Origin of the sequence: Burkholderia sp. RF7-non_BP4 (genome assembly GCF_001521935.1) — a bacterium.
Lineage (GTDB): Bacteria > Pseudomonadota > Gammaproteobacteria > Burkholderiales > Burkholderiaceae > Burkholderia > Burkholderia diffusa.
The window spans coordinates 73,442-94,164 of record NZ_LOTA01000095.1; the positions used below are offsets into that span (position 1 = coordinate 73,442).

The 20,723-nt window shown below is 67.3% G+C and carries 17 protein-coding genes; 7 read left to right on the plus strand and 10 right to left on the minus strand.

The window, feature by feature from the left end; translation table 11 throughout:
* Window positions 1-95: 95 nt before the first annotated feature.
* From xylA to WS49_RS30325, 5 genes are all read left to right on the plus strand, one after another.
* Complete coding sequence (gene xylA / locus WS49_RS30305) at window positions 96-1,418, plus strand: xylose isomerase (RefSeq protein WP_059537326.1); 1,323 nt, start codon at window positions 96-98, stop codon at window positions 1,416-1,418.
* 4 nt (window positions 1,419-1,422) lie between these two features.
* Window positions 1,423-2,901 carry a xylulokinase gene (xylB, locus tag WS49_RS30310; RefSeq protein ID WP_059536100.1) on the plus strand — a complete coding sequence of 493 codons (1,479 nt, stop codon included), beginning with the start codon at window positions 1,423-1,425 and terminating at the stop codon, window positions 2,899-2,901.
* Window positions 2,902-3,009: 108 nt separating this feature from the next.
* Window positions 3,010-4,038 carry a D-xylose ABC transporter substrate-binding protein gene (xylF, locus tag WS49_RS30315; RefSeq protein ID WP_059536104.1) on the plus strand — a complete coding sequence of 343 codons (1,029 nt, stop codon included), beginning with the start codon at window positions 3,010-3,012 and terminating at the stop codon, window positions 4,036-4,038.
* Between the two features lie 83 nt (window positions 4,039-4,121).
* Entirely contained in the window at window positions 4,122-5,681 is a 1,560-nt protein-coding gene (gene xylG, locus WS49_RS30320; RefSeq protein WP_059536108.1) for a D-xylose ABC transporter ATP-binding protein, read from the plus strand.
* The gene (locus tag WS49_RS30325; RefSeq protein WP_059536111.1) at window positions 5,678-6,877 is read left to right on the plus strand and encodes a sugar ABC transporter permease; all 1,200 of its coding nucleotides are present in this window, start codon (window positions 5,678-5,680) and stop codon (window positions 6,875-6,877) included. The genes xylG and WS49_RS30325 overlap by 4 nt, the downstream gene beginning before the upstream one ends.
* 27 nt (window positions 6,878-6,904) lie before the next feature.
* On the opposite strand, the gene WS49_RS30330 is transcribed toward WS49_RS30325, so the two are convergent.
* Together WS49_RS30330 and WS49_RS30335 are read right to left on the minus strand one after the other, a co-directional pair.
* Window positions 6,905-7,861 (minus strand): mannuronate-specific alginate lyase, encoded by a 957-nt coding sequence (locus tag WS49_RS30330; RefSeq protein WP_059536116.1) that lies wholly within the window; start codon window positions 7,859-7,861, stop codon window positions 6,905-6,907.
* Between the two features lie 111 nt (window positions 7,862-7,972).
* A complete protein-coding gene (locus tag WS49_RS30335) occupies window positions 7,973-8,902 on the minus strand; it encodes a LysR family transcriptional regulator (RefSeq protein ID WP_059536119.1) in 930 nt (309 codons plus the stop codon).
* 100 nt (window positions 8,903-9,002) lie between these two features.
* Between WS49_RS30335 and WS49_RS30340 the strand changes: the two genes are divergently transcribed.
* Window positions 9,003-9,878 carry an aldo/keto reductase family oxidoreductase gene (locus tag WS49_RS30340; RefSeq protein ID WP_059536124.1) on the plus strand — a complete coding sequence of 292 codons (876 nt, stop codon included), beginning with the start codon at window positions 9,003-9,005 and terminating at the stop codon, window positions 9,876-9,878.
* Window positions 9,879-9,930: 52 nt separating this feature from the next.
* Here the strand turns inward: WS49_RS30340 and WS49_RS30345 are convergent, their stop codons facing one another.
* The 5 genes from WS49_RS30345 to WS49_RS30360 form a co-directional block, all read right to left on the minus strand.
* Window positions 9,931-10,329: a cupin domain-containing protein gene (locus WS49_RS30345; protein ID WP_059536128.1), complete on the minus strand. Its 399-nt coding sequence runs from the start codon at window positions 10,327-10,329 to the stop codon at window positions 9,931-9,933.
* Between the two features lie 146 nt (window positions 10,330-10,475).
* Window positions 10,476-10,646: a hypothetical protein gene (locus tag WS49_RS35790; protein WP_162999306.1), complete on the minus strand. Its 171-nt coding sequence runs from the start codon at window positions 10,644-10,646 to the stop codon at window positions 10,476-10,478.
* 146 nt (window positions 10,647-10,792) lie between these two features.
* The gene (locus WS49_RS30350) at window positions 10,793-11,986 is read right to left on the minus strand and encodes a fumarylacetoacetate hydrolase family protein (RefSeq protein WP_059536132.1); all 1,194 of its coding nucleotides are present in this window, start codon (window positions 11,984-11,986) and stop codon (window positions 10,793-10,795) included.
* A 35-nt stretch (window positions 11,987-12,021) separates the two neighbouring features.
* Window positions 12,022-13,803, minus strand: a complete 1,782-nt coding sequence (locus WS49_RS30355) for an IlvD/Edd family dehydratase (protein WP_059536136.1) — start codon at window positions 13,801-13,803, stop codon at window positions 12,022-12,024.
* A 244-nt stretch (window positions 13,804-14,047) separates the two neighbouring features.
* On the minus strand, window positions 14,048-15,085 hold the full coding sequence (locus WS49_RS30360; RefSeq protein WP_082725608.1) for a LacI family DNA-binding transcriptional regulator: 1,038 nt from the start codon (window positions 15,083-15,085) through the stop codon (window positions 14,048-14,050).
* Window positions 15,086-15,380: 295 nt separating this feature from the next.
* Here WS49_RS30360 and WS49_RS30365 point away from each other — a divergent pair, with 295 nt between their 5' ends.
* Entirely contained in the window at window positions 15,381-16,727 is a 1,347-nt protein-coding gene (locus WS49_RS30365; RefSeq protein WP_059536145.1) for an MFS transporter, read from the plus strand.
* A 31-nt stretch (window positions 16,728-16,758) separates the two neighbouring features.
* Here WS49_RS30365 and WS49_RS30370 read toward each other — a convergent pair whose 3' ends face one another.
* The 3 genes from WS49_RS30370 to WS49_RS30380 all read right to left on the minus strand — a co-directional run bounded on the left by WS49_RS30370 (window position 16,759) and on the right by WS49_RS30380 (window position 20,553).
* Window positions 16,759-17,616 (minus strand): alpha/beta fold hydrolase, encoded by an 858-nt coding sequence (locus WS49_RS30370; protein WP_059536149.1) that lies wholly within the window; start codon window positions 17,614-17,616, stop codon window positions 16,759-16,761.
* Between the two features lie 312 nt (window positions 17,617-17,928).
* The gene (locus WS49_RS30375; RefSeq protein ID WP_059536152.1) at window positions 17,929-18,222 is read right to left on the minus strand and encodes a hypothetical protein; all 294 of its coding nucleotides are present in this window, start codon (window positions 18,220-18,222) and stop codon (window positions 17,929-17,931) included.
* A gap of 225 nt (window positions 18,223-18,447) precedes the next feature.
* Complete coding sequence (locus WS49_RS30380; protein WP_059536155.1) at window positions 18,448-20,553, minus strand: TonB-dependent siderophore receptor; 2,106 nt, start codon at window positions 20,551-20,553, stop codon at window positions 18,448-18,450.
* Window positions 20,554-20,723 lie beyond the last annotated feature (170 nt).

Genomic DNA, 20,723 nt, shown 5'->3' on the forward strand with positions numbered 1-20,723 from the left:
GGCAGTCGCGCGGGCACGATCCAGCCAACCGGATTCGGCCGCGTGCTTCATCGCGATGCGCGTTGCGCTGCAACAAGACCCAGCACGGAGACACCATGTCGTATTTCGAACACATTCCCGCCATTCGCTACGAAGGTCCGCAGTCGGACAACCCGCTGGCGTACCACTATTACGACCCCGAGAAACGCGTGCTCGGCAAGACGCTCGCCGAGCATCTGCGGATCGCGGTCTGCTACTGGCATACGTTCGTATGGCCGGGGCACGACATCTTCGGGCAGGGCGCGTTCCGGCGGCCATGGCAGCAGCCCAGCGACGCGCTCGAACGTGCGCGGATGAAGGCCGATGCCGCATTCGAGTTCTTCACGAAGCTCGGCACGCCTTTCTACACGTTCCACGACACCGACGTCGCGCCGGAAGGCGACAGCCTGCGCGAGTACGCGGCCAATTTCGCACGGATGGTCGACTATCTTGGCGAGCGCCAGCAGGCGAGCGGCGTGCGGCTGCTGTGGGGCACCGCGAACCTGTTCTCGCACCCGCGCTTCGCGGCGGGCGCCGCGACGAATCCGAACCCCGACGTGTTCGCGTGGGCCGCGACCCAGGTGTGCCACGCGCTCGACGCGACACACCGGCTCGGCGGCGAGAACTACGTGCTGTGGGGCGGCCGCGAAGGGTACGAGACGCTGCTCAATACCGACCTGAAGCGCGAGCGCGATCAGTTCGCGCGTTTCCTGTCGATGGTCGTCGAGCACAAGCACCGGATCGGCTTCAAGGGTGCGCTGCTGATCGAGCCGAAACCGCAGGAGCCGACCAAGCATCAATACGACTACGACGTCGCGACCGTGCACGGCTTCCTCGTGCAGTACGGACTGCAGAACGAGATTCGCGTCAACATCGAGGCGAACCATGCCACGCTCGCCGGCCACTCGTTCCATCACGAGATCGCGAACGCGTTCGCACTCGACGTGTTCGGCAGCGTCGACGCGAACCGCGGCGATCCGCAGAACGGTTGGGACACCGACCAGTTCCCGAACAGCGTCGAGGAACTGACGCTCGCGTTCTACGAGATCCTGCGCCACGGCGGCTTCACGACCGGCGGGATGAACTTCGACGCGAAGGTGCGGCGCCAGAGCATCGATCCGGAAGACCTGTTCTACGGCCACGTCGGCGCGATCGACGTGCTCGCGCTCGCGCTCGAACGCGCGGCCGTGCTGGTCGAGAACGACCGGCTCGATGCGCTGCGCCGGCAGCGCTACGCGCAGTGGGACGACGCGTTCGGCCGCAAGATCCTGTCGGGCGGCTATACGCTGCAGTCGCTCGCGGACGACGCGCTCGCGCGCGGCGTGGACCCGCGGCATGTGAGCGGCGCGCAGGAGCGGCTCGAGAACATCGTGAACCAGGCGATCTTCGGGCTGCGCTGACGCCATGTATATCGGACTCGATCTCGGCACGTCGGGCGTGAAGGCGGTGCTGCTCGACCGCGACGGTGTGGTGCGGGCGAGCGCGAGCCGCCCGCTGACGGTGAGCCGGCCGCGGCCGCGCTGGTCCGAACAGGCGCCGCGCGACTGGTGGGATGCCGCGTGCGGCGCGCTGGCCGCGGTCGTCGATGAGGCGCGCGCGGCCGACATCGATCCGCGCGACATCGACGCGCTGGGACTGACCGGGCAGATGCACGGCGCGACGCTGCTCGATGCGCACCGCGACGTGCTGCGTCCCGCGATTCTGTGGAACGACGGCCGTGCGGACGCGGAGTGCGCGGAACTCGAGCGGCTCGTGCCCGCGCTGCGCGCGGTGACGGGCAACGTCGCGATGCCGGGCTTCACCGCACCGAAACTGCTGTGGGTGCGCCGCCACGAGCCCGACGTGTTCGCGCGCATCGCACACGTGCTGCTGCCGAAGGATTACCTGCGCTACCGGCTGACCGGCGCGTTCGCGACCGATCCGTCGGATGCCGCCGGCACGCTCTGGCTCGACGTCGCGAAGCGCGACTACGACGATACGCTGCTCGCCGCGTGCGGGCTGTCGCGCGCGCAGATGCCGGCCGTGTTCGAGGGCAACCGCGTGACCGGCACGCTGCTGCCGGCCGTCGCGCGCGCGCTCGGGCTGCGCGAGATTCCGGTGGTGGCCGGCGGCGGCGACAACGCGGCCGGCGCGGTGGGCGTCGGGATCGTGCGACCCGGCGACGCGTTGCTGTCGCTCGGCACGTCGGGTGTCTATTTCGCGGTGTCGGACGGGTTTCGCGCGAACCCCGAATCGGCGGTGCACAGCTTCTGCCACGCACTGCCCGATACCTGGCATTTGATGTCGGTGATGCTGAACGCGGCCGGCTGCATCGACTTCACCGCGCAACTGGCCGGTTACGACGGCGTTGCCGCACTCCTCGCCGATGCCGAGGCGAACGCACGCGCCAGCCGCCCGTGGTTCCTGCCTTACCTGAGCGGCGAGCGCACGCCGCACAACGACGTGAATGCGAAGGGCGTGTTTTACGGGCTCACGCCCGACACGCAGCGCGCGGATCTCGCGAACGCAACGCTCGAAGGCGTCGGCTTCGCGTTGCTCGACGGCATCGACGCGCTGCATGCGGCCGGACTGGCGCCCGAGGGCATCACGGTGATCGGCGGCGGCTCGCGCAGCGCGTACTGGACGCAGATGCTCGCCGACCTGAGCGGTCGCGCGCTGACGCTGCGCGCGGGCGGCGAGGTTGGCCCGGCGCTCGGTGCCGCACGGCTCGCGCATCTCGCGCTCGAACCGGATGCGTCGCTCGACGACGTGTGTCCGCAGCCGCCGATCGTCGCGGTGCGCGAGCCCGATCCCGCGCGACACGCGTGGTATCGCGACGCGCGGCGGCCGACGTTTCGCGCGCTTTACCGCGCGCTCGAGCCGGTGTTTGCGACGGGCGCGTGACCGGCGCTTCGCCGGTGCGATCCCGTGCTTTGCAGTGACTCGATGCGGGCGGCGCATTCCCGCGGCCGCCCGGTGTTCGTGAGTTGTCCAATAACAAGGAGTGGAGACATGAAATCCGTGACGCGTCGTACCGTATTGAGTTCCCTTGCCGGCGCGGCAGCGCTGGCGCTCTTCGCGCTCGGCGCGCCGCTCGCGCATGCGAGCAAGGACAAGCCCGAGATCGGCTTCTGCATCGACGACCTGCGCGTCGAGCGCTGGTCGCGCGATCGCGACTATTTCGTCGCGGCCGCGACGAAACTCGGCGCGAAGGTGTCGGTGCAGTCGGCCGATGCGAGCGAGGAGCGGCAGATTTCGCAGATCGAGAACCTGATTTCGCGCGGCGTCGACGTGATCGTGATCGTGCCGTTCAATTCGAAGACGCTCGGCAACGTCGTCGCCGAAGCGAGGAAGGCCGGCATCAAGGTCGTGTCGTACGACCGTCTGATCCTCGATGCGGACGTCGACGCGTACATCTCGTTCGACAACGAGAAGGTCGGCGAACTGCAGGCGAAGGGTGTGTTCGATGCAAAGCCGAAGGGCAACTATTTCCTGCTCGGCGGCGCGCCGACCGACAACAACGCGAAGATGCTGCGCGAGGGCCAGCTGAAGGTGCTGAAGCCGGCGATCGATCGCGGCGACATCAAGGTCGTCGGCCAGCAGTGGGTGCCCGAATGGAGCGCATCGACCGCGCTGCGCATCGTCGAGGATGCCCTCACCGCAAACAACAACCGGATCGACGCGATCGTCGCGTCGAACGACGGCACCGCGGGCGGTGCGATCCAGGCGCTCGCCGCGCAACACCTGGCCGGCAAGGTGCCGGTGTCGGGGCAGGACGCGGACCTGGCGGCGGTCAAGCGCGTGATCGCCGGCACGCAGACGATGACCGTCTACAAGCCGCTGAAGCTGATCGCCAGCGAAGCCGCGAAGCTCGCGGTCGATCTCGCGAAGGGCACGAAGCCCGCATTCAACGCGCAGTACGACAACGGGAAGAAGAAGGTCGACACGGTGCTGTTGCAGCCGACACTGCTGACCAAGCGCAACGTCGACGTCGTCGTGAAGGACGGCTTCTATACCCAGGCCCAGCTCGCGAGCCAGTAACGGCGCGACGGGCAGGATGCATGCGGCCGGCCAGGTGTGGTCGGCCAGGTGCGGCCGCATGCTCACTGCGAGGCAATGAACGTATGACCGAACCCTTGCTGACGATGCGCGGCATCGTCAAGGCATTCGATGGCGTGAAGGCGCTCGACGGAATCGATCTGACCGTGCGGCCCGGCGAGTGCGTCGGGCTGTGCGGCGAGAACGGCGCCGGCAAGTCGACGTTGATGAAGGTGCTGTCGGGCGTCTACCCGCACGGCACGTGGGATGGCGAGATCCGCTGGGAAGGCGCGCCGCTCGTCGCGTCCGGCGTGCGCGATACCGAGCGCGCGGGCATCGTGATCATCCACCAGGAACTGATGCTCGTGCCCGAGCTGTCGGTTGCGGAGAACATCTTCCTCGGCAACGAGATCACGCTGCCCGGCGGGCGCATGCACTACGCGGAGATGGTGCGGCGTTCCGAGGCGCTGTTGCGCGAGCTGCGGATCGACGCGATCAACGTCGCGCAGCCGGTGATGAACTACGGCGGCGGCCATCAGCAGCTGATCGAGATCGCGAAGGCGCTGAACAAGCGCGCGAAGCTGCTGATCCTCGACGAGCCGTCGTCGTCGCTGAGTGCGGCCGAGACGCGCATCCTGCTCGACATCGTGCGCGACCTGAAGCGCCGCGGCGTCGCATGCGTGTACATCTCGCACAAGCTCGATGAAGTCGACGCGGTGTGCGACACCGTGACCGTGATCCGCGACGGCCGCCACGTGGCGACCGAGCCGATGCGCGGGATGACGACCGACCGGATCATCGCGATGATGGTCGGCCGCGAGATCCGCAACCTGTATCCGCGCGAGCCGCACGAGATCGGCGACGTCGTGCTGGAAGCGCGCAACGTCACCTGTCACGACGTGGCGAACCCGCGCCGCAAGCGCGTCGACGACGTGTCGTTCAGCGTGCGGCGCGGCGAGATACTCGGCGTCGCGGGGCTGGTCGGCGCCGGCCGCACCGAGCTGATGCAGGCGATCTTCGGCGCGTATCCGGGCGCGAGCACGGCGAGCGTGCGGATGAACGGCCGGCCGCTCGCGATCCGTTCGCCGGCCGATGCGATCCGCGCGGGGATCGCGATGGTGCCCGAGGACCGCAAGCGTCACGGGATCGTGCCGCAGCTCGGCGTCGGCCACAACATCACGTTGTCGGTGCTGCGCCGTTTCGCCGCCCACGGGCGGATCGACGCGGCCGCCGAACTCGACGCGATCCGCACCGAGATGCAGCGGCTGTCGGTGCGTGCCGCGCATCCGTTCCTGCCGATCGCGAGCCTGTCCGGCGGCAACCAGCAGAAGGCGGTGCTCGCCAGGATGCTGCTGGCCGACCCGCAGGTGCTGATCCTCGACGAGCCGACCCGCGGTGTCGACGTGGGCGCCAAGGCCGAGATCTACCGGCTGATCTTCGCGCTCGCGCAACGCGGCGTCGCGCTGATCGTCGTGTCGTCGGAGTTGCCGGAAGTGCTCGGGCTCGCCGATCGCGTGCTCGTGATCGGAGAAGGCGAGCTGCGCGGCGATTTCGTCAACGACGGTCTCACGCAGGAACAGATACTCGGCGCCGCGCTGAAGTCCGCGCGGCAGCCGGCCGAACCCATTGCAGCGAGTGCCACATGAATAGCGAACTTTCCTCCTCTTCCGCCGTGCCGCCGGACGCCGACGCGCGCCGCACGCATCGCCATCCGCTTCGACAGATCTTCGTGCGCTACAAGGTGCTCGCGCTGCTGTTCGCGGTCGCGGCGATCTGGGTGTTCTTCTCGGTGCTGACCGACGGCGCGTTCGTCACGCCGCGCAACGTGTCGAACCTGTTGCGGCAGATGTCGATCACCGGGATGCTCGCATGCGGGATGGTGTTCGTGATCATCGCGGGCGAGATCGACCTGTCGGTCGGCTCGCTGCTCGGGCTGCTCGGCGGCATTGCGGCGATCCTCGACGTCAATCGCCACTGGCCCGTGGCCGCGACGGTGCCGGCCGTGCTCGCGCTCGGCGTGCTGGTCGGGTTGTTCAACGGCTGGTGGTCGACCTACCGGCGCGTGCCGTCGTTCATCGTCGGGCTGGGCGGGATGCTCGCGTTCCGCGGCATCCTGCTCGGCGTGACGGGCGGCTCGACGATCGCGCCGGTGTCCGACGGCTTCGTGTTCATCGGGCAGGGCTATCTGCCGCGCGCGGCCGGGGACGGCCTCGCGGTGCTGCTGTTCGCGCTCGTCGCGCTGCTGGTCATCCGGCAGCGCGGCACGCGGCACCGCTATCGGCTCGCGGTCGCGCCGCTGTGGCAGGACGTCGCGAAAGTGGTCGGCGCCGGCGCGGTGCTGTTCGCGTTCGTCGCGACGCTCGACCGCTACGGCGGCATCCCGGTGCCCGTGCTGCTGCTGCTCGCGCTGCTCGGCGCGTTTTCGTGGATCGCGACGCAGACCGTGTTCGGCCGGCGCATTTATGCGGTGGGTTCGAACCTGGAGGCGACGCGGCTGTCGGGCGTCGACACCGACCGTGTGAAGCTCGCGATCTTCGCGCTGATGGGGCTGATGTGCGCGTTCGCGGGCATCGTCAACACCGCGCGGCTCGCGGCCGGCTCGCCGTCGGCCGGCACGATGGGCGAGCTCGACGCGATCGCCGCATGCTTCATCGGCGGCACGTCGATGCGCGGCGGGTCGGGCACCGTCTATGGCGCGCTGATCGGCGCGCTCGTGATGGCGAGCCTCGACAACGGGATGTCGATGCTCGACGTCGACGCGTACTGGCAGATGATCGTCAAGGGCGCGGTGCTGGTGCTGGCGGTGTGGATCGACGTGGTGTCGCGGTCGAACCGGCGGTGAGGCTGTCCGCGTGCAGGCGCTTGCCGCTCAGCGCAGCGGCGCGCCCCACGCCGCCGTCACGTTGCCGCCGAGCCGCCATTCGCTGAACGGGCGGCGCGGTGCAATGATCGCCGGCAGGCGGCGATCGTCGAAGCGCGCGTAGTACGGTTCGACCCAGCCGAGCTCGTCGCGCAGCGTCCACGGGAACAGGTCCTGGCGAATCGGCGTGATTTTCGCGAAGCTCGCGGGATCGTCCACCGCGTCGATCACGAGATTCGCGAGACGGCCGATCGCGCCATCGTTTTCCCGATAGAGATCGATATGGCGCTGTTGCACGAGTTCGGCCGCGAACACGAGCGGCAGCAGCGCGAACGTGTGGTAGTGCAGCGCGCGGTTGCCGCGTTTCACTTCGCGCGCGAGCGCCCCGTCGGGGCCGATGTCGCGAATGCCCTCGCGCACGCTCAGCAGTCCGGAATCGACGAGGTTTGCGTTGTCCGTCACGGTGCCGATCGCGATCAGGTCGAGCCCGGCCCAGTACACGAGATTGTTGTGCAGATGGTTGATCGCCTCCGAATCGCGGGTGGCGATCGCGATCCGTTCGAGCCACGGACCGATTGCATCGAGCCGCGCGCGGTTCGCGTCGCGCACGTCGCGCGGCATGCGCAGGATCACCATCGCGAAGTCGGTGCCGGCCCACGAACGCTCGTAGTCGCCCTGATAACCGGAGATCGGCTCCATCAGCGCGTCGGCTTGCGCCCAGCTTTCGAGCAACGTCACCGCGCACGACCAGTCGCCGTTGTCGGCCGACGCATTGAGCCGCGCGATGAAATCGCGCATCGGCTTCACCGCGCGCGCATAGCCGGCCGCATCGTCGTAGTAGCCGGGGGGATCGATGCGCGTGACGGGGGCGGGCACGTCGCACGCGCGCGCAGGCGGCACGGCGCACGACAGTGCGGCGGCGGCCAGCAGCATGGCGAACAGCGGGCGTTTCGTCGGATGGCGCATGCGGGCCTCGTCGATGACGGTGAAAGGGCACGCGGGCCGTGGCGGGCCGAGCGGCGAGCCGCGCGCGCTTACGCGAGCGACGTGCCGCACGCAGTCTAGCGTCGAGGTCTTTCATCCGCCTTTCTCGATGAACGCCTGTTGCTCGACATCCGCCTTGATGAAATCGACGAAGGCCCGTAGCGGAGCCGGCACGAAACGCCGCCCCGGATAGTACAGGTACGGGCCGGAGAACGGCCGCCACCAGCCGTCGAGCACGGGCTCGAGCGCGCCGCTCGCGAGATGCGGACGAAGCCAGTCTTCGTAAAGATGCACGATGCCGAGCCCCGCACAGGCGGCGTCCACGACGAGATCGACGGCGCCGCCGATCTGCACGACGAGCGGCCCGGACGGCTCCACGCGGACCACTTCGCCGGCGCGCTCGTATTCCCACGCTGGCATCGCGCCGCTCGCGAACCGGCCGCGCAGGCATGCGTGATCGAGCAGTTCGCGCGGATGGGCCGGACGGCCGCGACGGTCGAGGTAGGCGGGCGCCGCGGCGGTGGCGAAGCGTTGTGAACGCGGGCCGATGGGCACGGCGATCATGTCCTGTTCGAGGCGCTCGTCGTAACGGATGCCCGCGTCGCAGCCGGCCGCGAGGATATCGACGAAGCTTTCGTCCGCCACGATCTCGAGCCGGATCTCCGGATACGCGTCGAGAAAGCGCGGGACAATCGACGGCAGCACGAGCCGCGCCGCGCTCGTCGGTACGTTGAGCTTCAGCGTGCCGACCGGCCGTTCCCGAAACGTATTGACGACGTCGAGCGCCGCCTCCACCTCGCCCAGCGCCGGCGCGAGCCGCGCGAGCAGGCGCTCGCCGGCTTCGGTCGGCGCCACGCTGCGCGTCGTGCGATGCAGCAGCCGCACGCCGAGTTGCGCCTCCAGCCGGCGCACAGCCTCGCTCAGGCCGGACGCGCTCGCACCGATCGTGCGCGCACCTTCACGAAAGCCTTTCGCACGCGCCACCGCCACGAACGCGTTCAGATCGCCCAGATCGACTTGCATTGTTCGCCCTTTCGTACAGGTCGTGCGGATTATGACCGGTTATCGCGCAGCGCGTCGCGGCGTAACCTGCGGCTCATTCATTCGCCACAGGAGCACGCTCATGTCCCCCGTCGTCCAGTCCGGCACGTTTTCCATCGCGGGCCGCCGCGTTCACCGCATCGGGTATGGCGCGATGCAACTCGCCGGTCCCGGCGTGTTCGGCCCGCCCCGGGACCGCGATGCGGCGCTTGCCGTTCTGCGCGAAGCCGTTGCATCGGGCGTCGACCACATCGATACGAGCGACTTCTACGGCCCGCACGTGACGAACCGGCTGATTCGCGAAGCGTTGCATCCGTATCACGACGATCTGCTCATCGTGACCAAGATCGGCGCGAGGCGCGGCGAAGACGGTTCGTGGCTGCCGGCATTCTCGGCCGAAGCGCTCGCCGCCGCCGTGCAGGACAACCTGCGCAACCTCGGTCTCGACGTGCTCGACGTGGTCAATCTGCGCATCATGTTCGACACGCACGGCCCGGCCGAGGGCTCGATCGAGGCGCCGCTGTCCGCGCTGGCAGAACTGCAGCGGCAAGGCTTCGTGCGGCACATCGGGCTGAGCAACGTCACGGCCGCGCAGGTCGCGGAAGGGCGCCGGATCTGCGACATCGTCTGCGTGCAGAACCACTACAACCTCGCGCACCGGGACGACGACGATCTCGTCGATGCGCTTGGCCGCGACGGCATCGCCTACGTACCGTACTTTCCGCTCGGCGGCTTCAATCCTTTGCAGTCGTCCGCGCTCGACACCGTCGCCGCGCGGCTCGGCGCGACCCCGATGCAGACCGCGCTCGCGTGGCTGCTGCGCCGCGCGCCGAACATCCTGCTGATTCCGGGAACGTCGTCGGTTGCGCATCTGCGCGAGAATCTCGCCGCCGGTTCGCTGGCGTTGCCGGAGGATGCCGTGCGCGAACTCGACGGCGTCGTGTCCGCTCGCGGTTGAACCCGGTGCGGCCGTCGCGCGGCGGATGCCCGAAACGACGCCGGCACGGGACTCAGCGCGCCTGACCCAACTGCTCGTCGATCGTCCGGGTCAGCGGCGACTGGACGTCGCCGGTGTGTTTCGTCTGCACGGGCTCGATCAGCACGACCCAGCATTCGTCGTCGGCGACCGGATTGTGCCGCGTGCCGCGCGGCACGACGTGCATCGAGCCGGCGGGCAAGTCGACGGCGCGGCCGCCTTCATACTCGATCCTGAGGTGGCCGCGCACGACGAAGAACAGCTCGTCTTCATGCGCATGGTCGTGCCACACGAACTGGCCGCGCACCTTGGCGACCTTCACGTATTGATCGTTGACCTGCGCGACGACCTTCGGCGACCAGTACTCCGATACATCGGCGAAGGCAGCCTCGAGGTCGAACGATTCGGCAAACGGAACGGCGGGGAGGGTCATCTCGGCTCCAGATTCGGCTGTACGAATACACGATCGAAACCGGCACGTCGCCGATCATCGACTCGTCGGGAAAGCCGATTATATTGACGCCGCCGCCGCGCTGCACGACGCCTGAACGCATGCGGCATCCGGCGCGCGTTCAGGGGCTACGTCCGGTCGCGATTGCGGGCGCGCGTCGCGCCCGTGATCACCGCGATGCCGAACAGAATGACGGCGACGATCTCGATGATGTGCTGCGACACGTGCAGCGTCATCAGGCCCCATGCCACGCCGGCGATGAAAATGATCCATCCGAGCAGGTAGATAAGCAGAGTCATCGCTTTTCTCCTTGTAATTGCGGGTCATGACGCCGGTTGCCTGCGTTGCAAAACCTGCCGTGCAACCGGCAAACCGGGATGCGCGCATATTTCGTTCCCGGTTCGGCTGCGTCGTGCCGGATGCGGGCGGCATGCGGTTTATCGGCTCAACGGCATGCCGCGGCATCGAGCAGGCCGCGTGCGGCCAGATTGGCGTACAGCGCGCGCACGCCGAAGGTCCACGGCGCGATCTCCGTGCAAAGCCGCACGACGTTGACGAGCGCGCCGAGCGCGGGCGTGGAGATGGTGACGCGGTCGCCGAGGTGATGCGTGAATCCGCCGCCGGGCGCGTCGCGGTCCTGGATCGGCGAGAACATCGTGCCCAGGAACAGCATGAAGCCGTCCGGATACTGGTGATGCGCGCCGCAGGTCTGCGCGACGAGATCGGCCGGGTCGCGGCTGATCTCGCGCATGTGGCTGATGCCGTCGAGGACGAAGTCGTCGTCCGCGCCGTCGACGCGCAACGACACGCTGGCCTCCCGCACGCTGTCCAGCGTGAAGCCGCCGTCGAAGAGCCGCACGAACGGGCCGATCGCGCACGAACCGTTGTTGTCCTTGCATTTGCCGAGCAGCAGCGCGGAGCGGCCTTCGATGTCGCGCAAATTCACGTCGTTGCCGAGCGTGGCGCCGACCGGCCGGCCGTTGCTGGCGACCGCCAGCACGATCTCCGGCTCCGGATTGTTCCATACCGATCCGGGCAACAGCCCCACGTCCGCGCCGAAGCCCACCGCGGACATGGGCTGCGACTTGGAGAACACCTCGGCATCTGGGCCGATGCCGACTTCCATGTATTGCGACCACGCGCCGCGGCGCTCGAGTTCCGCCTTCAGGCGCATGGCGGCGTCCGAACCGGGGACGATCTTCGACAGATCGGTGCCGATGGTCGCGGCGATGGTTTCGCGTACTTCCCTCGCCCTGGCAGGATCCCCGCCGGCCTGTTCTTCGATCACGCGTTCGATCAGGCTGACGGCAAAGGTCACGCCGCACGCCTTGATGGCCTGCACGTCGCACGGGGCGAGCAGGCGCAGCGTGCCGGACGCGCCGTCCAGCGCCGCCTGCAGCAGCGGCTCGACGCGGCCGAGCGATTCGCCGGGGGCGGTGCGGGCGATGTCGACGGCGTCGGGGCGGTCGAACAGGTCCGCGGTGGTCGGCACGGTGCGCGTGATGTCGAACACGTCGCCGCCGCGCACGGCGACGACGCTCGGGCCCGCGTGGGCGCCGTCGTGCCGCCAGACACGGCCGATCAGCAGGGCCTGCGCAAGGTCGTGCGGCAGGCAGTCGGAAACGGAAGGAGTACGCATGGTCGTCAGCTCGGCAAGAGTCGTGGGCGGGTGGATCAGTGCGAATGGCGCGGGTTGCCGCGCTGCTCGATGACCTTCAGATAGAGCGTGGCCGGTTCGAGGCAGCCGCCGGTGGACAACTGGCCCACGAACTGGCGATAGAGCGCCTGCCACGGCGTTTGCGCCTGCGGCACGGTGAAGCTTGCGGTCTCGCGGCGGCGCGCGAGTTCTTCTGCGTCGACGAGCAGATCGACGCTGCGGCGATTCAGGTCCACGCGGATGCGATCGTTCGTGCGCAGCAGGGCCAGGCCGCCGCCGACGGCCGCTTCCGGCGACACGTTCAGGATCGACGGGCTGGCCGACGTGCCGCTTTGGCGTCCATCGCCGAGACATGGCAGCGACGTCACGCCACGCTTCACCAGATGGGCGGGCGGCGCCATGTTGACGACTTCCGAACTGCCCGGGTAGCCGACCGTGCCGCAGCCCCGGATCACCAGGATGCAGCGTTCGTCGATGTCGAGCCGAGGGTCGTTGATGCGGGCGTGGTAGTCCTCGGGGCCATCGAAAACGATGGCGCGTGCCTCGAAGGTATTCTCCGCGCCCGGCTCCGCAAGGTAGGTCTTCCGGAAGGCCTCGCCGACGACCGACATCTTCATGATCGCGCTGTCGAAGAAGTTGCCGGACAGCACCATGAAGCCGGCGCCATGCTTGAGCGGCGCGTCGGGCGTGCGGATCACGTCGCGGTCGGCCTCCTGCGCCGTGTCGGCGATCTCGCCGATCGCGCGGCCGGACACGGTCAGGCAGTCGCGCCGCAGCAGGCCGGCCGCATCGAGTTGACGCAGCACGGCGGGCACGCCGCCGGCGCGGTAGAAGCTCTCCCCGAGGTATTCGCCGGCCGGCATGCAGTTGACGAGCAGCGGCACGGATTCGCCGAAGCGCTGCCAGTCGTCCAGGCTCAGTGCCACGCCCATGTGGCGCGCGATGGCGATCAGGTGCGGCGGGCAGTTGGTCGATGCGCCGAGCGCGGAGGCGACGACGATGGCATTCTCGAAGGCCGCGCGCGTCATGATCTTCGACGGGCGCAGGTCTTCGCGGACGAGCTCGACGGCGCGCTTGCCCGTCGCGTATGCCATCTGGCCGCGCTCGCGGTAGGCGGCGGGAATGCTCGCGCACCCCGGCAGCGACATGCCGAGCGCCTCGGCCAGGCTGTTCATCGACAGCGCCGTGCCCATGGTGTTGCAGTGGCCGATCGACGGCGACGACGCCGCGGTCAGCTGCATGAAACCTTCGTAGTCGATATCGCCGGCGGCCAGCAGATTGCGGGCGTGCCAGATCACCGTGCCCGAGCCGACGCGCTTGCCCTCGTGCCAGCCGTCGAGCATCGGTCCGCCCGACAGCACGATGGCGGGCATGTCCACGGTGGCCGCGGCCATCAGGCAGGCGGGGGTGGTCTTGTCGCATCCGGTCGTCAGGACCACGCCATCCAGCGGAAAGCCATGCAGGACTTCCACCAGCCCGAGATACGCCAGGTTGCGGTCGAGCGCCGCGGTGGGCCGGCGACTTTGCTCGGCCAGCGGATGCACGGGGAATTCCATCGGGATGCCGCCCGCGTCGCGAATGCCCGCCTTGGTGCGTTCGGCCAGTTCGATGTGGTGGCGATTGCACGGCGCCAGGTCGCTGCCCGTCTGCGCGATGCCGATGATGGGACGGCCCGACTGCAATTCCTCACGGGTCAACCCGTAGTTCATGAATCGCTCGACGTAGAGCGCGGTCATGTCGGCGTGTGCGGGGTCGTCGAACCACTCCTGGCTGCGCAGGCGGCGAGGGGTTTGCGGCATGGCGGGTTGTCTCCGAATAGGGCCGTGTCCGGTTTTTTGTGCCGGATAGTTACCGGTAACATTTCGGGGCATGTTAGCACGGGGTTTTTGCGTCGCGGAAGGGAATTTTGCGTGTGGGTGGGTGCAGGCGGTTGGGGAACGTGCGGCGACGGAGGAGGGGGGAGGTGCCTCCATGACGTCGCACACGTTGCGCATCGGACGCCACCGCTTCTCGTGAAGGACGACAGGTCCGGCAGTCGGCTCGTCAGGCGCTTTCCCGCGCGACGATCGTGTAGTCGACGCGGATGCGGTGCGGCTCGATCCGTTCGCCGCCGTCGCGCGCCTGCAGCGCCGCGAGCAGAGCCTCGCCCGTGCGCAGGCCGATGCCGTAGGCGTCGACCGACACCGTGGTGATGGTCGGGTGGCAGCATGTCGCCACTTCGAAGTTCCCGAAGCCGGCCACGGCCATGTCCGTGGGCACGGACAGTCCGCGTCGATGGCATTCCATGATTGCGCCGAACGCCGACATGTCGCTCACGCACATGACCGCGGTGGTGTCCGGCCACGTCTCCAGCAGTGCTGCCATGGCGGGCCCGCCGTGGCTCATGGTGATCGGCGATTCGCCCAGCCGCACGACGCGCGGCTCGCCCAGCCCCAGTGCCTTGATCTCCGCCTGGTATCCCTTGAGCCGGTCCAGCCCGCGGCGGTCCAGTGCGCTGGCGCCGCCGAGAAAGCCGATGCGCTCGTAGCCGCGCTCGGCCAGATGGCGCACCATCGCGCGTGCGGCGCGCACGTTCGAGAAGCCCACCGCGGTATCGATCGGATGCGTGGGCAGGTCCCACATCTCGACCACGGGGATGCCCGAGCGCGTCAGCACCGTGCGCGTCGCATCGGTGTGCTGCGCACCCGTCAGCGCGATGCAGCGCGGCTGGTGACGCAGCATCGAGCGTACCAGCCGTTCTTCCCGCGCCAGGTCGTAGTCGGTGTCGCCGAGCAGCAGTTGCAGGCCATGCGGCTCGAGGGCGTCGGTCAGGCCGCGCACGGTGTCGGAGAAGTTGGAACTCGACAGCGACGGCACCAGCACCGCGACAAATTCCGACCGCCCGGACGACAGCGCACCGGCGGCGGCGTCGGCCACGTAACCGAGCTGATCGATGGCCCTGCAGACCCGTTCGCGCGTCTCGGCGGCCACGCTGTGGCCGGCCAGCACGCGCGAGACGGTCATCTTCGATACGCCGGCCAGGCGCGCTACATCGGACATGCGGGGCGGTCCGGCAGGCCGGACGGCGGTGGGGCTGGGCATGGGAATCGCGATCGGGAGAAACCTGGAAAGGCTACATGATACCGGTGCCGTGCGGGCCGCCGCCGCGCGCCGGTGATTCGCGCGGCACTAGGGAAACCACTTGTCGATCGGGACTTGAGCACGCTCGTCGCGGCATGCTACCTTCGAAGCTGTTACCGGTATCAGATCGCCGGTTGCGCCCGTCGCCAGATCGGCGCCTTTTTTTGGGCGGGAATGTTATCGGTAACATAGGCGCGTCAGTTCCTCAGCGAATCCGCCGGCACGAAGAAGTCCTACACAATCAGGAGACAAACCGATGCCATCCCTCACGCAGACCGCCGCCGCACCGGCCGCGGTCGGCTCGTCCGAAGACGCTCTCTACCGCAAGGTCATGCGGCGCATCCTGCCGTTGCTGCTGCTCTGCTACGTCGTGGCCTACCTGGACCGCGTCAACGTGGGTTTCGCCAAGCTGCAGATGCTCGATGACCTGAGCCTGAGCGACAGCGTCTACGCGCTCGGCGCCAGCGTTTTCTTCTGGGGCTATTTCCTGTTCGAGATGCCGAGCAACTTGCTGCTGCACCGCTACGGCGCACGCTTCTGGATCGCGCGGATCATGATCACATGGGGCATCGTGTCGTCGTCGATGGCCTTCATCGTGCCGCTCGCGCAGTTCTTTCACGTGCAGACGTCCACCATGTTCTATACGCTGCGCTTCCTGCTCGGTCTGTGCGAAGCCGGCTTTTTCCCGGGCGTCATCCTGTACATGAATTACTGGTTTCCCGCGCGTCGCCAAAGCGTGGCCATGTCGGGCTTCCTGGTGGCGATCCCGCTGAGCCTGACGCTGGGCAGTGTCATTTCCGGCTGGCTGATGGAGCAGACGCACGGCTTGTCAGGCATGAGCGGATGGCAATGGATGCTGCTGCTCGAAGGCCTGCCGTCGATCGTGGTGGCGTTCATCGTGCTGGCCTGCCTCGGCGATGGCCCGCAGTCGGCGAAGTGGCTGTCTGCCGAGGAAAAGGCGGTGCTGTCGCGCAACCTCGAATCCGAGGCCGCGCACAAGTCGCATGGCGTGGGTGCCGCGTTGCGCAGCCCGCGCGTCTGGCTGCTGACCTTCATCCTGCTCACCTTCAATACCGGCTTCTACGGGCTGGCCTTCTGGCTGCCGTCGATCATTCGCGCGTCGGGCGTGCGCAGCCCGATGCATATCGGTCTGCTGACTGCCGTTCCGTATCTGACGGCCATCTTTGCGATGGTGTGGAACGCGTCGCACTCGCGCAAGACCGGCGAACGCCGGCTGCACGCCGCGATTCCCGCGCTGATCGGCGGCGTCGGCCTGATCATGAGCGCGGCCTGCGCACAGAACGTGGTGCTGTCGATCCTGTTCCTGACCATCGCCACGTGCGGCATCCTGGCGCTGATGCCGATCTACTGGACCTTTCCGGGGCAGATACTGTCCGGCACGGCCGCGGCCGCCGGCATTGCACTGATCAACTCGGTGGGCAATCTGTCCGGCTTCACGGGTTCGATGATCACGGGCATCGCAAAGGAAATGACCGGCAACATCAACAACGGAACCTACGCGCTCGGCGCCTGCCTGCTGGTCAGTTGCGTGCTGATCATGTCGATTCCGCGCGGCGTGCTGTTTCCCCCGGCCGCGAAGTAGGTTCGCGGCTGTCCGTCGTGTCACGCGAAAATCAAGCGCGCGCGTCGAGCCAGTTCCGAACGAGTCGCGCAACCTGCTTCCGGCGCTCGATCATCACCATATGCCCTTCGCCGGGCAGCGCATGATGGGTCACCGACGGCACCCATGCGGAAGTTTCGAGCGCCGCCTCGGCGAAAATCGGGTCGTCGGCGCCACCGACGATCAACGTATCTGCGCGGATCCGCCGCGGCCACGGCGAATCGTCACGTGCGTCGTCACGCAATGCGCGCAGGGTGCGGACGATGACGTGCCGCTCGTTGACCGACGACGCGACGTGGCGGCGTCGACTGAGCAACGCCGCACGCAAGAGCACGTTGCGCCAGCTTGCGCGAAAGCATCCGGACATCGTTTCGAGCAGACGGACGAAATCGGAGCGGGTCGTATGAACGATTTGCTGCTCGATGAGCCGGCAGCCATCCGGGGCAAGGCGATGCGCGCTCGAAACCAGCCCGAGTCGCGAGACGCGTTCGGGGTGGGCTGCCGCGAGGCGCGCCGCTACGACGCCGCCGAATGAGATGCCGATGAGCGTCGTGCACCGCCAATGCGCGGCGATGCCACGCGCGATCTGCTCGACGATGTCGGCGATTCGGTATTGCATGCCGGGCTTGTCAGGATAGCCAAGCAATACGAATGGTGTGTCGGGCGGCAAAATACCGGCAACGCGGAGCAGGTCGCGCCGCAGCCGACGCGAGGTCGTCTTCGAGACGAATGCTTGTCCGCCGTTCAGTACGATGACCGCTGGCGGTTCGCTGCCCACCTGTGCGGCCAGGATGCCGCCGTCCAGCTGCAGCGTTCGAACGGGACGAGCACCGAGCCGGGGCAGGTTCAATTCGTCCGGTGTGAGGTTCATGAGTCATCTCCTGATGAAAAGGTGCCGGCGTGAACCCTGACGTCCACGTGAAGGTCAAGGGCCGGACTCATCGTTGTTGTCGTATCCGACGGCGGCTTCCGGACGTTGAAGCCATGTGAGTACGTCGGGGAACGCATCGGCAGTCAAATTCGTGCAAAGGGTGACGTAGTCAGCGACCGGCCTCGCAGTATTCGGCACCCGGCATCGACGACCACGAGAAGCCCCTTGCCACCCTGAAACAGCAAACGCCCGATGCGGTGAATCGCCTCTGGCGACTGTCAGGCTATTCCAGGTTGGGCAACGGACTATTGATCAAAGACCGCGCTTCAAGCGCCCGGCATAATCGCTGGCTGCTTCATCCAGCGAATGGCTGGTATTCGCTGTCGCGATCAGTTCCTCCACGAACCACGGAAGGATGAGCGTCGTTTCCTCGCTCGACAAACCGACTTTCACGCGCTGCGAAATGGAATCCGGTCGAGGTGGCGTCACTGGCAGGGCGCCATTGGATCGTGGGGATGTGTCAGCAGCAATGGCGTGCGCGTGCGAAAGCTGTGCGCATATCAAAAGCGCAAATGCCATGGATGCATGTCGGAAGGGTTTCTTCATTTTTCACCATTCGTTGCGAAAATATGAATCGGAAAAGCAGGGCGACAATGCTAACGAATGAGTCGCGCGAAAAGTGTGGGAAATTTGTCAATATCTGTGCGAAAAGCGCATGCCAACGGGCCGCGTGAGCACGTGCGCTCAGACGGTATCGACTGAGAAAGAAGACCTTCGAAGCAGAATGGTGGTTGGCCGCCAACGGGACGGCCAATGGCAAACCGAATCAGGCTAGAACGCGTAGGAGAGCGATGCAAACAGGCTGCGCGGCGCGCCCGGCGTGACCCACATGCTGTTGTAGGAACTGACGTAAGTAGTGCGATTGAACAAATTGTTCAGCACGACCGACGCACGCAGGTGCTTGTTGACCTGCACATAGCCGTTGAGCTGCACGGTCGCATAGGCCGGCAGTTCGAAACCGTCCTGCGTGTTCGCGGTATTGCCGGCCCGGCGCCCGACGTAGATCACGCCCGCGCCGGCGCCGGCCTTGTCCGCGAACGGGACGGTGGTTTCGTACATGAGCAGCGCGCTGCCGCTCAGCCGCGGAATGTCGACGAGGCGCGCGCCGGGTGTCAGCACGGCATCGCGCGTGACCTGCGCGTCGACGTACGCAAGATTGACGAGGCCGCGCACGCCATGACCCAGGTCGCCGTTCCATTCGAATTCGACGCCGCGGCTGCGCACTTCGCCGGCCGCGCGCGAGAAGCCTGCATTGGCCGGGTCGGCGGTCAGCACGTTGCGCTTGTTGACGTGGAATGCCGCGACGGTCGCGAGCCAGCGTGCGCCGGCCCATTTCGCGCCGACCTCATAGCCATGCCCCTTCTCCGGATCGAACGCGCGGCCGTCGACGTCGGCGCCGTTGTTCGGCCGGAACGAATACGCGGTGTTCGCATACACGGAAAACGCGGGGCTCATTTCATACACGATACCGATGCGCGGACTCAATGCAGTCTGCAACTGGCTGCTCGTCGTGCCCTTCAGTCGATTCTCGACCGACTGGTGAAAGCGATCCCAGCGCAGTCCCGCGAGGATTTTCCAGTGCGGCCCGAACGCGAGCGTGTCCTGCGCGTAGAGGCCCTGGCCGTCGTCGCGCTCGAGCAGATTGGTCGCGGTGCGCGGGACGGGGGCCGGCTGACCGTAGACGGGATCGAAGATGTCGATCGCATACGGCGCGGCGGCAGTGGGCGTCGAGCGCGCGACGAACTGGTCGTAGTTGAAGCGGTACGCATCGACGCCCAGCACGAGCGTGTGGCCGATGCCGCCGGTGCGGAACGCGCCGGTCGTCTCGACGCGGCCTTGCAGATCGTTCGAATGAAACGCGACTTGCCGGTAGCGGCGCCACAGCGTGCGGCCGTCGGGCTGCAGCGCGAACGCCTCGGACGATCGTCCGGACAGGTCGGTGGTGCGCTGCGCGAAACCGGCGTTGATCGACCAGCCGGCATCGATGCGATGCTCGAGCGTGAACTGGTGGCCCGTGTTGCGCACGTCGTAGTCGCCGTCGCGGGGCTCGCCGAGAAAGCGCGAAGCCGGAATCGCGCCGAGCTGCCCGCCCACCGCGACCACGCCGCGATCGAGCGGCGCGCGCTGGCGTGCGCTCTCGAATTCGTAGTGGAGCGTCGTGTCCGCGCCGATGTCCCACGTGAACGACGGCGCGAACAGGTAGCGTTTGCTCGACACCGTATCGCGGAAACTGCCGTTGTTCTCGTTCATCGCGACGAAGCGGTACGCGAGCGACTTCGTGACGGGCCCGGTTGAATCGAAGGTCTCGCGCAATGCGCCGTAGCTGCCGGCCGACACGCCGACGGTGTTCGAGCGCGCGAACTGCGGCTGCTTGGTCGTATAGCTGATGAGCCCGCCCGGATCGCCGCGGCCGTATAGCGCCGACGCGGGCCCCTTGAGCACTTCCATGCGCTCGAGGTCGACCGTGTCGCGCGGGACGCTGATTCCGCGGTTCCACGAGAAGCCGTTGACGAGGTAGTCGGTGCCGGACGTGTTGCCGTCGCCGGCGAAGCCGCGCACCGCGTAGTTGTCCCACAGGCCGCCGAAGTTGTTCTGCCGTGAGACACCCGCGACCCAGTCGTACAGGTCCTCGCCGCGTGTCGCGGCGACGGTTTGCACGAGTTTCGCATCGACGCTGCTGACCGCGAATGGAATCTCCATCACGTCTGCCTCGCTGCGCGTCGCGCTCGTCGATTCGCGCGTGCGAAACGGCGCGCTCGCGCGCTGCCCCGAGACCTCGATGGTGGGCAGCGTTGCCTCCTGCGCGTCGGCGGTGCTCAGGCCGGCCGCGCCGACGACGATGGCCATCGGTGCGGCCGCCCAGTTCTTCCTGCTCATACCCCGTCCCTTGATATGGATTGCATTCGGGCACGGTGGATGGGCCTTGCGCCGACGGCTATGTTCCAAACAGTACATTCGCGCCGAAATTTAATGCAAATGAGAGGCATTTGCAATCGCAATTTCATACGCTCGGGGATGATGCGATGCGGGCTGCAAGCGGCGCGTCA

Excerpts from the sequence above, each read along its gene's own strand:
- WS49_RS30325 (WP_059536111.1), top strand. The coding sequence starts at position 5,678 with ATGAATAGCGAACTTTCCTCCTCTTCCGCCGTGCCGCCGGACGCCGAC.
- WS49_RS30365 (WP_059536145.1), top strand. The coding sequence starts at position 15,381 with ATGCCATCCCTCACGCAGACCGCCGCCGCACCGGCCGCGGTCGGCTCG.
- xylF (WP_059536104.1), top strand. The coding sequence starts at position 3,010 with ATGAAATCCGTGACGCGTCGTACCGTATTGAGTTCCCTTGCCGGCGCG.
- WS49_RS30370 (WP_059536149.1), bottom strand. The coding sequence starts at position 17,616 with ATGAACCTCACACCGGACGAATTGAACCTGCCCCGGCTCGGTGCTCGT.
- WS49_RS35790 (WP_162999306.1), bottom strand. The coding sequence starts at position 10,646 with ATGACTCTGCTTATCTACCTGCTCGGATGGATCATTTTCATCGCCGGC.
- WS49_RS30350 (WP_059536132.1), bottom strand. The coding sequence starts at position 11,986 with ATGCGTACTCCTTCCGTTTCCGACTGCCTGCCGCACGACCTTGCGCAG.
- WS49_RS30355 (WP_059536136.1), bottom strand. The coding sequence starts at position 13,803 with ATGCCGCAAACCCCTCGCCGCCTGCGCAGCCAGGAGTGGTTCGACGAC.
- WS49_RS30340 (WP_059536124.1), top strand. The coding sequence starts at position 9,003 with ATGTCCCCCGTCGTCCAGTCCGGCACGTTTTCCATCGCGGGCCGCCGC.
- WS49_RS30330 (WP_059536116.1), bottom strand. The coding sequence starts at position 7,861 with ATGCGCCATCCGACGAAACGCCCGCTGTTCGCCATGCTGCTGGCCGCC.
- xylA (WP_059537326.1), top strand. The coding sequence starts at position 96 with ATGTCGTATTTCGAACACATTCCCGCCATTCGCTACGAAGGTCCGCAG.
- WS49_RS30380 (WP_059536155.1), bottom strand. The coding sequence starts at position 20,553 with ATGAGCAGGAAGAACTGGGCGGCCGCACCGATGGCCATCGTCGTCGGC.
- xylB (WP_059536100.1), top strand. The coding sequence starts at position 1,423 with ATGTATATCGGACTCGATCTCGGCACGTCGGGCGTGAAGGCGGTGCTG.
- WS49_RS30335 (WP_059536119.1), bottom strand. The coding sequence starts at position 8,902 with ATGCAAGTCGATCTGGGCGATCTGAACGCGTTCGTGGCGGTGGCGCGT.
- WS49_RS30360 (WP_082725608.1), bottom strand. The coding sequence starts at position 15,085 with ATGCCCAGCCCCACCGCCGTCCGGCCTGCCGGACCGCCCCGCATGTCC.
- xylG (WP_059536108.1), top strand. The coding sequence starts at position 4,122 with ATGACCGAACCCTTGCTGACGATGCGCGGCATCGTCAAGGCATTCGAT.
- WS49_RS30345 (WP_059536128.1), bottom strand. The coding sequence starts at position 10,329 with ATGACCCTCCCCGCCGTTCCGTTTGCCGAATCGTTCGACCTCGAGGCT.
- WS49_RS30375 (WP_059536152.1), bottom strand. The coding sequence starts at position 18,222 with ATGAAGAAACCCTTCCGACATGCATCCATGGCATTTGCGCTTTTGATA.